Genomic DNA, 16744 nt, shown 5'->3' on the forward strand with positions numbered 1-16744 from the left:
TGGGCGGGGGCTCAGGCCGGGCTGCGCAGCACACGGCGGTATTGAACTGCTTCGGCCACGTGGCTGACGGCGGTAGCCTCGGCACCGGCCAGGTCGGCGATGGTGCGCGCCACCTTGAGCGCGCGGTGCGTGCTGCGCGCCGACCAGCCCAGGCGCGCGCCTGCCGTGTTGAGGAACTTGGCGGCTGCATCGTCCAGGTGCAGGTGTTCGTCGATCTCCTGGCCCTGCAGTGCCTGGTTGGTCTTGCCCTGGCGTGCCAGCGCCCGGGCCCGGGCCTGCGCCACGCGCTCGCGGATGGCGGCGCTGGATTCGCCAGGCGGTGTCTTGAGCAACTGCTCCGAGGGCACGGCAGGCACCTCCACATGCAGGTCGATGCGGTCGAGCAGCGGTCCGCTGAGCTTGCCCTGGTAGCGCGAGACCTGGTCGGGCGTGCAGCGGCAGGCGCGCTGGGTGGAGCCGAGAAAGCCGCAGGGGCAGGGGTTCATCGCCGCGATCATCTGGAACCGTGCCGGAAATTCCGCACGCTGCGCCGCCCGCGAGATGGTGATGTGGCCAGTCTCCAGGGGTTCGCGCAGCGCCTCCAGCGCGGCCCTCGTGAATTCGGGCAGTTCGTCGAGAAAGAGAACCCCATGGTGCGCCAGCGAGATCTCGCCAGGCCGGGGTGGCGAGCCCCCGCCCACCAGTGCGACGGCGCTGGCCGTGTGGTGCGGCTGGCCCGTGGGGCGCAGGCCCCAGCGCTCTGGACTGAAGCGCCCGGCCAGGCTGGAGATGGCGGCGCTCTCCAGGGCCTCCTGCACCGTCATCGCCGGCAGCAGGCCGGCAAAGCGCAGCGCCAGCATGGATTTGCCTGACCCCGGAGGGCCGGCCATCAGTGCACTGTGCCCTCCGGCCGCCGCAATCTCCAGCGCGCGCTTGGCCACGGCCTGGCCCTTCACATCGGCCATGTCGGGGCCCTGGAGTTCCGTGACCATGGGCGTGGGCTGCAGGCGGGTGAAGCCGTCGTCGTCCGCATCGGGCGGCAGGCTGCCCGGCGGCAGAAAGGCGCGCACCACGTCCAGCAGATGGCGGGCACGTACCACCTGGGCCGCCGGTACCAGGGCGGCCTCCTCGGCGCTGCCGGGTGGCAGCACCAGTTGCACGGTGATCTGCTGCGACTGCAGCGCCAGGCTGGTGGCCAGCGCGCCGCGCACCGGGCGCAGTTCTCCCGAGAGAGACAGCTCCCCGGCGAACTCGTACCCGGCTAGGCGGCTGCCATCGATCTGCCCACTGGCGGCCAGGATGCCCAGGGCAATGGGAAGGTCAAACCGGCCAGAGTCCTTGGGAAGGTCGGCCGGGGCGAGGTTCACCGTCGATGTGTATGTAAGATGTGAAATGAGATCAGTAGACATTTGCCTCTGCTTATCGTTATACCGCTACTTGTCGTGAAGCCAACAACCATAGCTCGAAGCACTGAAGTCGTATTCTGCTGGTTCACCCGCGCGCATGCTGTGGATCGCACTGGCCAGATCGTGCTTCGACGTGGCGACGTTCTCGGTGTCATCGGTGCTCAGTGGTTGTGGGACGCGCTTCGAGCGAAAGCGCGCTCCACGCAGGCAAAGCCGATTGCACAAAGCAGCTTGGGAATGTTGAAAGCTGCCTTTGAAGACGTTTGCGGTTTGGCTAGTTGGGTTTCCCTATGTTCGGCAACGCCGTCAGAAATTTCGCTCGAAATGGTTGTTGGACTTTTCGCAGAGTTTGAGTCATTTCTTCTGAAAAAGTATGGGTCAAGTCAATCTTACCGAGAGAGTTCTGCTTTTCGAAGCTTTGTGGGGAAAGCTGTTGTTGCAGTTTCATCTGACGCTAGATTAAGGCAATTGAAAAGTTTCTACAAAAGTAAATGCTCTTTCAAACCGATTGGGCGCCCATTGTTAAGTGACGTTGTTCATCATAGTCGGCCTACTTTGGGATCGTTACAGCATGAGAGTATTAAGGATTTGCATGCTAAAACCATTCTTATCCTTGAAAACGACCTATCTAGAGTACGTCAATCTGCCCTGCAAATTCTTAGGACGTACAGCAGATGTTGTGATGAGATAAATAGAATTTCCGCCATTGATATCAGTGGGCGAGAGTCGGTGGTCATAGCAAAGGCGCTTTCATATCGTCGAAATAAAAACATCACTTGGACAATCGAGGAGGTAGAGGAATATATTGCGCTGCGAATTATGGTCAGCTCCGGGCGCTGGCCGAAAATATCTGTCTTTAGGGATGTGAAGATTCCATCGGCGGTTTATGAGCATGCAAAAAATCTTAGCGAGGCGTCTTTCGCAGACAACGACTTTGTTGGTTGGATCAGATCGCGGGAGCTACCTGCAGTCGAGATCCTTATTGCTTGTTCTTTGATTCTTCAAATTAAGACCGGATGGAATTTCTCTTCAGTTTTAGAGCTGTCATTCGAATCCGTTGACGTGCGTTCTTTTCCTCATAGACTGCAGTCGGTTAAAACAAGGCCAGGTGATGAAACGCCTTTGGTACTGATTGAGAAAGGGGATGACGATGTGCTCTTGGCCCTCGAGGTATTATTTATGAGAGCACGCGCTATGGATCAGGCCGGAGTCAGGCATTCTGGAATTTGGACTGGACGGCGAGCTTCGAAAGACGGAATTTTCAAAAGAGTCGCCAAGTGGAATTTGGGTTTATTCTGCAAAAAATATGACTTGCCGAATTTCTCTCCAGAAATGTTGAGGGGCCAAGTTTTGGCGGTTGACGCGGTGAACAAGGGAAATCTTGCTCTAGCCCAGAGTCGAGCTGGGCATTCAATTTCCAGGACAACTTTTCACTACGTCAATAAGGACATCATCCGACGTCTCAACTCTGCAAATTCGCTTGAATTTGAGAAGCGGTTCGATGCCACCATTCGGTACATGATAGATCCCGGAGGGGGGCAGAGCAACCGAGCAATACTTTCTTACCCTATCGGTGATGGTTCATCTTGCGTTGCGCCTGCATCCCCGCCCGCTGATGAATGGCTCAATTCTGGCATCTGCTCAGCTAAGCATTGTCACCAAGACGGTGGATGTAAAAATAGGGTGATCCACATCGACAGCGACCGAATTGAAGAATTGGTTCTAACTAAGAGTTATTACGAGAGAAGTTGGAAAAGACTGTTAGATGAAAATCCAGCTGCGTTTGAGAAAAATCATCTACCAAACATGCTTTTTACGTTCGGGCTCTTCGGAGCGGTTGCCCGTGGTCCCTACAGGCATCTAATTAATAGGGTGAGTAAATGATAAACCGTGAAAAACTTAAACCGGTGACGGCCAGGCAAGAAGATGTGGCCTTTAGAATATCTAATTCGAATATCCGAGTTGATTATGAATCTCGCCAAGTCTTTGTGCGTGATGTGCTTCATCGCTCGAATGATGAGCCGTGGAAAAGTACGGGTATTGAGTTTGGGCTGCTCCCTTCATCTGCAATAAATCGGCGCTCTTCTCGCATCGTCGACAATGAATTATTATTCGATCTGTATCTCCGTGGAATAGATATTTATGCGAATAAACTTACTGAGGGGAAGTCATTTCATTCCCTGATTTTTAGGTGGTCTAAGATTTTCATCAAGGTTGCGGAATTTGCTTGGGTTAATGGATTTTTTAATCTTAGAGATGTCCCGGCTCAATTGTGGGAGCGTTTCTACCTTGATATTGTCAGCGGGGGGTGGACGAAGGTGTTGGCAATCGAGGCTAGGGCTATCAGCATCCTGTCCGCCAATCCCATCCCCGCTGAAGATTATCTGGATAGAGAGCGAAATAAGAAGAAGATTTCAGTCCATAAAAGCTTCTTGGAAATTCTCGGAACAAATATCGGTGGGAATGATATAAATGTCGCTAAAGCAATAATTCTGCAGGCGGCTGATGATAAAAGTCTTCAAAACAGTGGAGACATAAAGCGGTACAAACTTGGAATCCGCCCAGTGACCAGTCGTTCTGTTGTTTACCAAGTACTTAATGCTTTGGATGTTCTCGCGCAAGTAGATCTGCAAAAGGCAATTATCAATTTACCAGGGGGTAGTCGCCATAAATTTTCTATGAATAAGGGGAGGCAGGGTTCGCGAACGACTAATATGGATCCTGATACTTGGGCTAAATTGCTTGTGCACGCATATTGGTGGATTTACGATATCTCTCCGATTGTGGTTAGATTTGTCGTGGCTCTTAGTAAGGCGCAGCAAAAATTAATCGCTTCCGGTCAAGGCTTAATTCAAACTGATCACCAAAATAGCGGCGATAGGTTGGATTTACTGCGAGAGCTTCCGGAGAGAGCTCTGCTGGAAAAGCAGACCGGATATCGAATCACAAATTACCTCAAAGCGAACTGCTCCGGAAAGGAGCGCTCAGTAAATCTGATTCTTACATATTTGTACGCTGCTTGCTTCATTGTTCTTGTCTCAATGAATGGCCGGAGGAAGGACGAGATCATTGGTCGGGCAATAGGCCTACACACTTCCGCACTTAAAAATGTTGACAAAATTTTCGGCATATTTGAATGTGAGTTCTACATGGAAAAACATATTAATGACTATAGGCCGCATTACATAAACGACGTTACTAGGATGGCATTGGAAGTGTTGGGGCAGATATCCAATATTGCATGGCTCCTTGCAGATGAACCTGAAAAGCCAACTAAAGGAAGAGAGCGAAAACTGTTTCTCATCCCAAATTTTCTTGCAACTGGTGATGATTTCAATAAATGGTTCTCGTTTGGGAATGGAACTACGCGCATTGCTATGAGCGATTTCATACTGACTGCAACTGGAGAGCAAGTTCGGGTTACACCTCACATGTTTCGCAGAGGATACGGGCTTCTTTACCACTACCGCTATGAAAATGCACAGCTTGTGGCACTGTCTCAAAAATATGGACACCAAGATGTAACGCAAGCACTGCATTATGTCAGCGATACCGCAGACACGCCACACGAGAGAACTGCGATCGCAAAATGGTCATCTCCAAAAAAAACACTGAATTCAAAAGCTGCATCTTTCCATTTGGAGCTGCTTGAGATCGTCCAAGAAGTTGGAGATGAAAAACTGAGAAAATATGTATCAGAGGTTGTAGATACGGCTCGGACCTTTTCTGGAGGATTCTCTAAGCTTGTGGCGCGCTTTCACCGCAAGCTTGGAGGTGCTTTAAGATATGGGGCCCTCGATTCGAGTCAACAAAAGAAAATACTGGCCGACACTCTAATAGCCCGAGGGCATGAAACAAACCCCTACCCGTGGGGTAATTGCATGGCAGGCAACTCCCGCAAGCATTCAGCTTGTAGTCCCGGAGGTGGGGAAATCGCTCGGGAAAACGCATCGCCAGCGACATGTGGCAGATGCGCTTACTCAGATACCGCTCAAGTGCATCTAGAGAGCCTTAAAACTGATGCGAAGTCACTAGAAGGACTAATCACCAGCCATGCAGGCACGCTCAAAGAAAGGTTATTTTCTGAGGAGTTAGTCGATCTGTTAAAGGTTATCTCATTTCATGAGGCGCGGCTTGGGGGCGCAACATGAAAAAGGCCGGACTGCGCAAAAAGGGCGACCGTACGAATACTGTTCCTGGAGTCAAGCCAAAAGTTGCAGCGGACACCGAGCTCGCTGCGAAAATAAATATCGAGAAGAAAGTGCATTTGCTGTTGAGTGCGCTAAAAGAATTTGAAAAAAGTGCTGATCCAGGTAGCTTGAAAGACCTCCCGAGGACGACGCGACAATTCAATATGTGGGAGGTACGAGATTCTAAGGGGCTGCAAGTAACACGAAATTCGCGTTTGACCCTATTGAGATATCCGGATCTAAAATTGTCTGCGGAAGGCGCGATGACTCATATTGAACAGCACTTCGCAGGCGCTAAAAAGTATCGGCGGAAATCTGAAAATCTTGCTTCCGCAAGGAGAAGCGGCGCTTTGCAAAAGGAAATGCGGCAGATATGCGAGCGAGAGCTTGTTAAGGCGCGCTTTCAAAAAGAAGAGGCTCTACGTAATTTGCATGTGGCAGAGGAAAGGTATAAATCTCTTGAAAAAGAACACCATCGATTCACTGAAGAGTTGCGGTCTGAAACGGAAAATTTAAGGGACGAAAATAAGCGCTTGACCCAGGCGGTCAGAAAAATCACAGGAATTCGATCGCTGTGAAAAATAGATATTTAGTTTCGATTGTCGAGCTGGGTGATGGGTTTGGCGTCCTTATGTACGACTTCAGTAAGCATGAAATTGTGAACGATGTCGTCGACTACGCGGACATGCTCATTAAGAGACTTGGGCTGAAGCGGCTTTCTATTCATCAAGAAATAGGCCATCTAAGGGTATTCTTAGGGTACATGGCATCTAGAAAGGTCCAGCTTGAAAATCTAAATGATAAGTTTTTGGAGGATTTTCGCGACTACATGCTTGAAAGATTGCCAAACTCAAAATCGCCAAGTCCGGCTGTTGCGGACAAAGCGAGAAAGACTGTCAATGCAAAACTGGTACGCGTGTACGATTGGTTGAAATGGCTGGAGGAGAATGGCAGGGCAGCCCGGCACATGATAGGTCCCGCTGGTTGCCACGTTTATAGCTGCTTGCTGGGTAGTAGTGTTTCTTCATTGTCGAAAAATAATGCGGATTACAAATATTCTGATCGCTATCCGGTTCTGTTGGAGGTGAAAACACGCAATAGTAAACACAGGGTTCCCAGATACATTCCAACTGAAGATACTGTTGATGCCCTGCATGCGCACTTTTTTGAATCCAATCATTCTATACATATTAAGCATAGGAACAGCTTGCTCATAGATGTTGCCTCATATACGGGGTTTAGGCGGAATTCGATACAATCGCTAACCATCTCTCAATTCACCGGCTCGGACTTCGAATACACCAGTCACGATACGGTAATGCTTCGGCCTGCCCGACAAAAATTTGATTACGGTGATTACTACGAAATACCAATTGATCTGCATCAGAACATTTGTAGGTTTATATTGGATCAGAGGGCATCGGTGCTTAGAATTCGAGGATTAAGTGAGTCGAAGACTGCTGGCGCTGTTTTCATTTCCGATAGAACATGTAGTCCGTTGGATGATCGCACGATTACGGCAATAGTTTCTAAAGCATTGCGGGTGTGTGGAGCTCCAAAAGGATTTTCTATACATTCCTTTAGATCTAAATATCTTGTGGCGGCGACGACGAAGGAGTATGAAGATCGACGAAGTCTTGGATTAGATACCAGCGCAGAAACAGTGATGCGTTCTGTTTCCTTGAAGGTTGGTCATAAAAATCCAAATTCAGTCCGGCCGTATACTTCGGGCCATGAATCAAGCGCACTCGTTCAACATCACAATACTAGATCTCGAAGAGAAAAAGAGAGTTTGGCAGAAATTGAGCGGCTGAAAGCGCTTGTCCGAGAGTTGGAGAAGAGATTGAAGAAGTGAGGAAGAGGCAGAATAATGGCCTTGGTGCGTCACAACCAACGCCATTTAAGAAAATAGTTATCGAAAATCCCTGCTCTCCGACCCCAGCCGCCCCAGCCAAGGCGTGCGGTCCACCAGCCGGTCTGCAATAAAATTTCACATCGCCCCGTTGCGCTGCGACATGCCCTTCACGGCCAGCATGCGCGACTCCAGCAGCGCCTGGCGCTGACGCTCGCGCACGCTGCGCCACACGATCACTTGGACCGAGCCGAATCTTCAGTTGCGCTTCCAACCGCTTGCCAAAATGTAGCGGCAGTTTCATCGCAATCAAAATCTGATATTCTCAATCAACCTTAAGGAGTGGTGCGTCATGAAGGCTAATATTAAGAAATTTGCGCCTCAAGCATTTGTTTTTTGCGCTCACCTCTCATTTCACGGTAGCGCTGGCTGAAGTTACCAAGCTGATAAGAGTTTAAGTCGCGCCTGATGCTTCAGGTAGGAACATTAGATCTAAGCATGTTCTGAGAAGTCGATAGCTGGTAATTGCCGGCTGACTAGCGAACAAAGTTGCTACTGGGGGCCCGGCAGTCAAGGTGAGCTGCCGGCCAGAAGTGCAGCCGCACGTGTTCAAGGCAAACCCTCAGGTTTGGCTGTACGTTATCGACATGTCAATCCGCGGTGGTGACCACTACCGCTGTGAGGGCAACGGCGAGATTGGTCGCAATCAACTTCCCCAGCCAGGAAGCACCTCATCTGAGAAGAGGCGGACACTGTCGGCATTCAGGCGGTGAGGTGCAGCCTGCCACCACATCCCAAGCAGCCAAGGGTTTTTGGCCAACGCGGTGGGGACCTTGTGCTGCTCTGTGCCACCCAATGCATCTTCTTTGAGTTCGCTCCAGCTGTATTCCGGGGGGTAAACTTTCGTCTCCTCAACCCCCTTCAATGATCGAAACCTGCAATAGCCCGTAGCGCTCTCCACATGAAAGCGATGGTGATTGAGTCTCGTGAAGTCGGGCCAGAGGCTCTTGCAGGCCTGCTTCAAGTTGGTCCGCACGAGTAGATGAATGACCACCTCCGCGGTATGGGCGCGTCCTGCAAACGTCTCCAGCTCATCGAAGGGATTTTGCTGTAAACCGAAGCGATAAGTGAGCACTTCATCCCCATCGTAGTACGGTGACAGCAATGCCCCCTTGCTGTCAGGCTGGTTCAAGGCAAACAAGGCACGGGCAAGCTCGTGAATTTCCCGATCGGGTCGGCTTGTTGCATCATGCTTTCTAATCCACAGAATCCACGGGACAATCTGCGCAATCGCACCCTCACCCCATAGCTCGGGATGGTGAGAATTTGTGGTCAGCCATTTATGCAGCCTTGTCCTGCGATCGTCATTCAGGATGGGTGACTGTTCGTCCGCGAATGCAAGGCACGACAGTAGGCCAAAGAGCACCGAGATTCGCCAGCCCGAAACCTCTAGATCTGCGAGCGGGTCACCTTGGCCCAGGTGCGATCTTCCCTCTACTTCGTCCCACAGAGCAGTCAGTGAATCCAGCAGCGCCGCTTTGGCTAGCTCGAAGCTCGATGCGATGCTGGTCAATGCGCCGGAGGCGTGTTTCTCGGCCGCCGCAATCAGTGCTACACAACATTGGGTCCATGCAATCGCAACGGCGTAGTGATTCTGCTCCTCCGCGAAGCTGGAGATCGCGAGACCCGTGAGCCACGCGGCACTACTGGCAGTCCGGATGAACTCCGGTCGCCCAATAGGCTCAAGCGCATCGAGTTTCACGACCGAGGTGAGCAGTCCATCGAGAAGCTTGATTGGCGGCTTTCCTCTCGGGTTGAGCATGTAAAGCTCTAAGAGTGCTCGGGTGTCCGATAGCTCGCCAGGCCACAATTGTTGTGCGTTCGTGCGGCACATTTCGAGCAGCATGCCCCGGCTCCAAAGTTCTACTTTGGAAGGCAAGGAGGTATTGTTCATCTGCTGCACTGCGGTTTGAACTTCCTCTTCGAACTGACCATTGCTGACCAGATAGGATCGATAGGTTCCTGCTGGAAAGCCTGGGTAGGCCGGTGCCTGGCTCATGAGCTGAACAAGCTGGAATTGAATACCAGATCGAAACTCGGCGATCTGCATTCGCTTGCCTGGATCACCTTTCAGCTGAAAAGCGCAGCCAACACCGTCCGGCCCGATTGCCAGAATGTCTTTCCCAAATTCAAGAAGGCAGTGACGCGTGCTGTGCAGGACCTCATAGCCCTGCGCAGACAACATCTGAACGAACACAGGTTGGTAGCTGCGTTCGCTCGCCTTATCCAACCAGTTTTCTAGCAGCTTCTCTATCACGCCATTTCGCTTTCTTCTCGCCAATCATGTTTGCAAAGCGCTCCCTCAACTTCGGATCGGTCTCGATTTGAGCGAATGCTTGTTTCGCCGATTCCTGTAACTCCGGCGCCAAGGACAATGTTGGGTAATTAGGTTGACCATGCCGATCAAAGTCAATCTCCAGCCGCTCGAAGAGAGCAAAGATCGTCTCAGCGTTGAAGGGCTTTCCGCGGTTATCAAGCGTCTGGCCAGCTCGGTCTAGAGTTTTAGAAAGTGCGCCATACAGCTTGCCAGCCATGTCCTCCGCCAGCTTGTCGGCTATGAAGTTGAGCAGCTCCAGCCGCTCCTCGCGACTGAGCCGGGCCATGTCATCCTCGGATATCGTGGCTTGGGCGCCCGCATCGAATAGAGGAGAGTCCTCGATATCTCCATTAGCACGAGCGATGCGGGTTGCATGCCCTTCATGGAGGATCTGTCGAGGCACCTCGGCGAAAACCCCGAGTTGAGCCTGCGCGCGCTTGCTCACATAGCGAACAAGCGCTGCGCTGAATGTGCCCTTAAATTCGGGTAAGTCTGGGAGCATCGTGTGGCCTCCTAAACGGCCGGAGCTGGACACTCAGTTCGGCTCTCGTGGTCATTTCCAGATCGCGGACATCGGGTAGCCGGCCATCTATGAGGTAGCGCGTTTTCCTGTTTGCCATATTCCTCCCTGCATCCGGGATGTCCCCACAGCTATCTGCTGCGCCTGCTCAGGCCCGCGCGCCCATTGGCCTTCAGGGTTGGTGGCCGATTCGCCCAGTTGGGAGAAGTCATTGTTGCCCCAGCATTTGACGATGCCGTTCAGCCTCGCGCAGCTGAAGTCGCGGCCCACCTGCACGTCCCTCACTGGAATGGTGCCCAGGGTAGGCAACGCTAGGCTGCCCCAGCAGGTCACTTGGTTGGTATCCGCCACCGAGCAGCCGTAGCCTGTACCGCACATGGCGTCAATGCTGCGACCAATGCCTGCACTGTCATGGCAACAGCCCCTTTGAAAAGCCGAGCGTCGAAACGAGAAGTGACATTGTCGTGATGCATTGGTCCTCATCCTCTCTGCGTGGTCTACGGCCATTCTATGGACGCTGCATCAAATCACGTGTGGCCGGGATCACCGGCTGGATGTGTAGAGAACAATCAGAAATGCGCACGTCGACCGCCACTGGGCAGTCGCCATAGTTGTTGCCACCAATGCAAGATATGGCCACCTTGTCCGGTTGCGCAACCTGGATATATTCCCTGTCTCCGTCGCTCTCTTGAGGCTACCAGGACCACTAAGACACCGCCGAGTTTGTAGCCCATACCGTGAAAGGTAGGGAGTCGCCTGCCAGTCATCTCGAGTGAAGATGATGCGGTCGGATTCGTATATTACGCCGTGCGTCTTGGTGGAAGCTCAAGCTTTCTTTCTGCCGATGTGCTGCAGCTTGCGCTTAGGTACATTGAGTGACGCCAATCACTTAAAAAATGCAACATTTCAACCGCCAAGTATTTTAATGGCTTACATTCAGATTTTTTGGGGAGGTAGACAATGCTGCACTATCGCTTAAAAGCATTTTTAGGGGCACTTTTAGCCGTCATCGTAACCCTTCCAGCGTCGGCTGTAACGATTAGCGCGGGTGAAACACACACGTGTGCCGTTTCATCTGCCGGCAAGGTGTTCTGCTGGGGATTAAATGCTGACGGGGAGATCGGTGACGGTTCTCGTCAAGATCGCCCAGACCCAGTCCCTGTCTCGGGATTGGATTCGATTGTGACTAAAGATGTAAGGGTTGGTCGGAATTTTTCTTGCAGCCTCGCTGACGATAATACGGTGAGGTGCTGGGGAGCTATTAATCCGACCCAAACTAAAAGTGATTATTTGGGTTTGACTAATGTATTACAAATTACCGCCGGGTCAAGCCATGCGTGTTCGCTTGTAAGTAGCGGCGACGTATTTTGCTGGGGGGATGCATCGCAAGGTCAACTTGGCGCTGTGGATGTAGGCAGCATACAAGGCGGGAAAGCCGCAAAAATTCCAGAACTATCTGGCGCAAAAAAAATATCTGCTGGAAAGAACGTAACTTGCGTGGTTTTACTCGCCGGCCAGGTGGGCTGCATCGGTTCGGGCAGCCAGCTTCCTGGCGCCTCGTCAAGTCCTAATGAATTTCGGTTAGTCCCCGCAGTAAACGACGCGGTAGATGTTTCTACATATGATGGCCATACATGCCTTGTTCGGGTGAATGGCGTGGTTGCTTGCTGGGGAAAAAATGATTTTGGGCAAGCTGGCAGCCAGCAGTCAGTTGGGTCGAACTTGACTGAGATATCTGGTCTCGAGTCGGCAACCTCAGTGGCCGCTGGTAAGGGCTTCACGTGCGCACTGTTGACAAACAATAAGATAAGCTGCTGGGGATCCAATGCCAATGGTGAGTTGGGAGTTGGCAATGAAGTAAGACCATCGAAATACGTAATTGGGATTAATTCAGCGCGATCCGTTAGCGCGGGTGCAAACCATGCGTGCGCTGTCATCGAAGAAGGTTCTTACATACAATGCTGGGGCAATAATCAGAACGGTCGTTTAGGCACTGGGCAGTGCTATACAAACAATGCTTTTTATCCTGGGTACTCAGGCGCTCCATATTTCGACAGCAATCTCGGGCAATGCATAAATTCAAAAGCCATTACACCTTATTCCGTTAAAGGGTTTGACGCTAGCGCAGATGCGGAGAAGGTGCTGCTTTGGGCGGAGAAAAGCTTTCCTGCCATACTTGGTAAGGGTGATGAATTTACCTATGTGGTTTCGAGAGAAGGGTATTTTTTTCGCAAATACAATAACGGGGCGAACTTGGCAATAACTGCAAATGGCACGCCAAAAGTGTTTTATTTTGGTCCAGATTCGAACTGGCAGTTGGTTGATCTGGGTGCGCTTTCACAATGGGTAGCCATTGCTAAGTAGTTGATTAAAGGGGTTGCACTTCGTGCAACCCCTTTAATTTAAGGCAGCCTTACAAAGCGTACGTCAGTCGCCTGATTACAGCTAGCGCCGCCTTGAGGCCCACAAGCACCTCCCAAGGCTGGGATTTGCCACCCAAAGCTAAAGCCAGTCTGAATGTAGGTAGAGATGTCATCAATCGCTGGCGCCCAAGCCGCAGGCTTCTGAGTTCCAGGTCCTACGCCCTGCGGATATGGTCGACCGCGAGCATGACGGTGACTGCCTCGCCCGGCCGTGGAAAAGCTTCGACTCCGTGGTGGCCGGGCAGGTGATCGGGCAGCGCCACGACGGCCGCGAAGTGACAGTTCCTGCCGATGGATTTGTGGTCTGCCCGAACCCAGGAGCGCGGCCTGGCAATGAATGGCTCTACTTTGCGCAGAAGAGCACTCGAACCATTGATCCTTGTCCAAGAGCACTGAGCTTGTGCTCAATTCCAACGAAGCACCGTCGCCCCACCCAGCGCCCTTGGGTCTTGTAAGCGGGTTATCAACATTCGATGGGCCGCGGGAAGTTTTCCACATGGTGAAAAACTTGCTGCTTTTAGTCTTCAAATAGAGCACCCCAAGGTGCTTTTTGTCGGTGAGCTGATAGTCCAAGATTGGTTTAGCTGATCAGATTCATCGGTGCCCGCACGGTTCAAAGGTCTCCAAAGGCAGGTCTGATTGAAAAGCCATTTATAGCGCAATGGAGGCGCGCCTACATTCATCGGTCTTTCCAGCTCAAGTGGGTCAACTGCTCCGTTTTCAAAAAGAAGGCGTTCTGGGCCCGACATCTAAGGAAGGTCTGCATAAATCACGGCAGCCTGTGCTGGCCACGAACCTCGCCTGCTGAGACGATATCAGCATGAAGCAGCAAAGCCTGGGATTGGGGTCGTCCAGCAAACGCACGCGCAAGCGCGAGTTCCTGGGCGAGATGGAACGCGTCGTTCCTTGGGGTGATCTTGTCGCGTTGATTGCCCCCTACATGCCGGAAGGTCGGCGGGGAAGGCCACCGTTTGCCGTTGAGGCCATGCTGCGCATCCATTTCATGCAGCAGTGGTTCACCCTGAGCGATCCCGCCATGGAAGAGGCCCTGCACGACGTGCCCCTGTTTCGGGACTTTGCAGGCCTGGGCGGCTGGGATGACCGCCTGCCCGACGAGAGCACCATCCTGAGGTTCCGCCACCTGCTTGAAGAGCATAAGCTGGCGCCCCAGATCCTGGCGACCATCAACGAACTGCTGGAGGCCAAGGGCCTGTTGCTGCGCGCGGGTACGGTGGTCGATGCCACGCTTATTGCTGCGCCCAGCTCCACCAAGAACCCAGACCATGCGCGGGACCCCGAGATGCACCAGAGCAAGAAGGGCAACCAGTGGTACTTCGGCATGAAGGCCCACATCGGAGTCGATGCTGACTCGGGGCTGGTGCATACCGTGCGGGGCACGGCGGGCAACGTCAACGATGTGGTGGAGGCCGCCAGCCTGCTGCATGGCCAGGAGGTCGATGCCTTCGGTGATGCGGGCTACCAGGGGGCAGCCAAGAGGCCCGATGCCAAGGCCGACGTGCGTTGGCACATCGCCATGCGCCCGGGCAAGCGCGCTCAGCTCAAAGAAGACGATCCGCTGGACGTTCTGATCGACGAACTGGAGCGGGTCAAGGCCAGCATCAGGGCCAAGGTGGAGCACCCCTTCAGGGTGATCAAGCGCCAGTTCGGCCATGTCAAGGTGCGCTACCGTGGGCTCAAGAAGAACACGGCCCAGCTGTTCACGCTGTTTGCACTGTCCAACCTGTGGATGGTGCGCAGCAAACTGTTGAGTGGGCAGGCATGAGTGCGCCTGAAAAGGGCAAATGCGGCGCGATTGCCCGCAAATCAAAGCCCGGTGCGGGCTGAGGGACCGCCAGGACCTGTGGATCTGAGCCCTGGTAGCCTGTCTTGGCTCAAATCAACTTGCTATCTTGTCGCGCACCGCTTTGTGCAGACCTTCCCTAACGGCTTAAATTCGTCCACTCGCCTTCCAAATCTTTGGGCAAATCCACCACAAGATCACGATCAGTGCTGCAATGAAGCCTGACACTGCATTGCCAACCGTATGGCCCAGAACTGCTGACAACACAAGTTGCGTGGCAAGAACTAACGCCAGTGCCAGGGTTGCTGATCCGAGCACGATTTGACGGGTAGCAAGGCGTTTGAATCTGGCCCTGTTCGTAAGGGGTCGGGCCAGCCTGTGCTGAACAGCTGGGCCACTCAAAAGGATCAGGCTCATGATGGAAAAAACGAAGGTGGCCAGGAAGACATGCTTTTCCGAAGGGATGACCGTCGCGAACCCAGAGCTGAAAGGTACCGTAATGAGGAATGCGGAGAGCAACTGAGCAGTGGGTAGCAACACTCTCAACTCCCCCAGCATGTCTGTGAGATCGCCATCGTCATCCTCGAGTTTCGCGTTGGTGACTGAGAGGTCTTCGACGGGCGGCACGGCGCCAATCGGTTTTTTGGAATTTTTCAATGGCATCTCCTTTTGAGGCACTCACTGTACTTGCAGCAGACGTGATACGATTTCTCGCTGAGCCGATGCGGGGCCGGTGCAAAAAAAGCCCCTGGGTACAAGTACCCAGGGGCTGAAATGAAATGAACTCGCTAACCAACTACCCTGGAATCAAAAGCTGTGTCGGATGCCGACTTCAGCGCCGGTGGAGTTGCCACCGGCAGCAAGGCCCGTTGCGCCGCCAGCGAGGCTGAAGTTGGCTCCGCCCTTGTTGTTCACGTATGCAACCGTGCCATACAACGCGGTGCGGGCCGACATGTTGTGGATATAGCCGATGGCGAACTTGTCCGCATCGCTGCCGTTGTAAGCGGCCGTGCCACCGCGTGAGTCAGTGCGCACCCACGAAGCGCGAACCTGGTCGCGGCCGACAGGCACTGTCACGCCAAGGAGGAAGCGCGACTCGGGGCCAGCTACTGCAGTGCCATACGTGCCGAACGGCACTTCTTCGCGTTGGTAGAAGCCCATCAAGCGAACCATGCCGAAGTCGTAGGCAGCGCCGAGACCGGTTTGCTTGAGCTTCGCGCCAGCGGCATTCACGGTGGTGGTGCCGTATACGCCCGACAGGCTCAGGGGGCCGTTGTCGTACACCAGGCGGGCGCTCATGTGGCGGCCCGCGTTGGTGGTTGCGCTCTCGTCGAGGGCGTACATGGTTTCGAGTTGCAATCCGCTCCACACGGGGGTGAAGTATTGGACCGCATTGTCATGACGGTAGTATGAGGCGAACGCAGCAGGCACACGGCTCGTGACGTTCGATCCGGCCAGGCCGATCACACCAAAGGGGTCATAGCGCACCACAAGTTGAGACGCGGGTGTGAAATCACGACCCAGGCGCACTTCGCCCATGGAACTCAGCAGGCTCACGGTTGAGCGCCGCTGAAACAGCTTGCCAGTAGCGCTGGTGGTGCCCGTGTCGGCGTTTACATCAGACTCCAGCCAAAAGCCCGCTTTCAGGCCGCCACCGAGGTCCTCAACACCGCGGAAACCGAAGCGGCCGGATGACAGGCCACTGTTGTTCATGGTGATGTTGCTCGGCAACTCGCTGTTTTTCACGTAGCGAGTGTTGACGTCTACGACTCCGAAGAGAGTGACCGAAGACTGTGCGAATGCGCCACTGCCGGAGCAGGTGGCCAGCACCGCGAGGGCGATTTTCCGATTCAAAGTCATTGCGACTCCTTGATCTATTGATTTGTGAATCGATGCCAACTGAAGCATCGAAGGGAATCGTAGGTTCCAGCACAAAATTATTTCGCGTTGACGACGATCAATGGGGTATGCGCAAGCGAATTTGCAGTGAAGAATGAAATTGTGCGTCTTCGAAACAACCAACGGCATAAATTAATAGCATCCGCTGCATCACTAACCGATTTATCTCGGCAACATTACAAAAACTTAATCTTCCAGACATGCCCATGTTTTCATCACCCCGTAGGATCCTCTTCCATTAGCTGCCCGCCTGCGCGGCAATAAGCAAAGGGAAAGGGCCAATATGCGACGCGAAAG

Annotated in this window: 10 protein-coding genes and 1 pseudogene; 6 read left to right on the forward strand and 5 right to left on the reverse strand. The window is 53.2% G+C overall.

What is annotated here, in order from left to right; all coding sequences use genetic code 11:
• Positions 1 to 11: 11 nt before the first annotated feature.
• Positions 12 to 1349 (reverse strand): annotated as a pseudogene (locus ACSQ3Y_RS02995) (YifB family Mg chelatase-like AAA ATPase); the annotation flags it as partial.
• Positions 1350 to 1421: 72 nt separating this feature from the next.
• Here ACSQ3Y_RS02995 and ACSQ3Y_RS03000 point away from each other — a divergent pair.
• From ACSQ3Y_RS03000 to ACSQ3Y_RS03015, 4 genes are read left to right on the forward strand one after another with little or no spacing between them, the layout of a single operon-like run.
• Positions 1422 to 3269 (forward strand): hypothetical protein, encoded by a 1848-nt coding sequence (locus ACSQ3Y_RS03000; protein WP_436176390.1) that lies wholly within the window; start codon positions 1422 to 1424, stop codon positions 3267 to 3269.
• Positions 3266 to 5536, forward strand: coding sequence for a hypothetical protein (locus ACSQ3Y_RS03005; RefSeq protein WP_436176391.1), 2271 nt, complete (start codon positions 3266 to 3268; stop codon positions 5534 to 5536). The genes ACSQ3Y_RS03000 and ACSQ3Y_RS03005 overlap by 4 nt, the downstream gene beginning before the upstream one ends.
• Complete coding sequence (locus ACSQ3Y_RS03010; RefSeq protein WP_436176392.1) at positions 5533 to 6153, forward strand: hypothetical protein; 621 nt, start codon at positions 5533 to 5535, stop codon at positions 6151 to 6153. Before ACSQ3Y_RS03005 ends, ACSQ3Y_RS03010 begins: the two co-directional genes overlap by 4 nt.
• On the forward strand, positions 6150 to 7430 hold the full coding sequence (locus ACSQ3Y_RS03015; protein WP_436176393.1) for a hypothetical protein: 1281 nt from the start codon (positions 6150 to 6152) through the stop codon (positions 7428 to 7430). The genes ACSQ3Y_RS03010 and ACSQ3Y_RS03015 overlap by 4 nt, the downstream gene beginning before the upstream one ends.
• A 703-nt stretch (positions 7431 to 8133) precedes the next feature.
• Here the strand turns inward: ACSQ3Y_RS03015 and ACSQ3Y_RS03020 are convergent.
• Together ACSQ3Y_RS03020 and ACSQ3Y_RS03025 are read right to left on the reverse strand one after the other, a co-directional pair.
• Positions 8134 to 9744, reverse strand: a complete 1611-nt coding sequence (locus ACSQ3Y_RS03020) for a hypothetical protein (RefSeq protein WP_436176394.1) — start codon at positions 9742 to 9744, stop codon at positions 8134 to 8136.
• A complete protein-coding gene (locus ACSQ3Y_RS03025; RefSeq protein ID WP_436176395.1) occupies positions 9710 to 10306 on the reverse strand; it encodes a hypothetical protein in 597 nt (198 codons plus the stop codon). Before ACSQ3Y_RS03025 ends, ACSQ3Y_RS03020 begins: the two co-directional genes overlap by 35 nt.
• Before the next feature lie 978 nt (positions 10307 to 11284).
• On the opposite strand from ACSQ3Y_RS03025, the gene ACSQ3Y_RS03030 reads away from it, so the two are divergent.
• The gene (locus tag ACSQ3Y_RS03030; RefSeq protein ID WP_436176396.1) at positions 11285 to 12688 is read left to right on the forward strand and encodes an RCC1 domain-containing protein; all 1404 of its coding nucleotides are present in this window, start codon (positions 11285 to 11287) and stop codon (positions 12686 to 12688) included.
• Between the two features lie 879 nt (positions 12689 to 13567).
• Positions 13568 to 14530, forward strand: coding sequence for an IS5 family transposase (locus tag ACSQ3Y_RS03035; protein ID WP_436176397.1), 963 nt, complete (start codon positions 13568 to 13570; stop codon positions 14528 to 14530).
• Positions 14531 to 14695: 165 nt separating this feature from the next.
• Here the strand turns inward: ACSQ3Y_RS03035 and ACSQ3Y_RS03040 are convergent, their stop codons facing one another.
• Positions 14696 to 15205 carry a DUF6328 family protein gene (locus ACSQ3Y_RS03040; RefSeq protein ID WP_436176398.1) on the reverse strand — a complete coding sequence of 170 codons (510 nt, stop codon included), beginning with the start codon at positions 15203 to 15205 and terminating at the stop codon, positions 14696 to 14698.
• Between the two features lie 150 nt (positions 15206 to 15355).
• The gene (locus ACSQ3Y_RS03045; RefSeq protein WP_436176399.1) at positions 15356 to 16408 is read right to left on the reverse strand and encodes a porin; all 1053 of its coding nucleotides are present in this window, start codon (positions 16406 to 16408) and stop codon (positions 15356 to 15358) included.
• Positions 16409 to 16744 lie beyond the last annotated feature (336 nt).

The sequence above is a fragment of the Acidovorax sp. LjRoot66 genome (genome assembly GCF_964253305.1).
Taxonomy (GTDB): Bacteria; Pseudomonadota; Gammaproteobacteria; order Burkholderiales; family Burkholderiaceae_C; genus Acidovorax.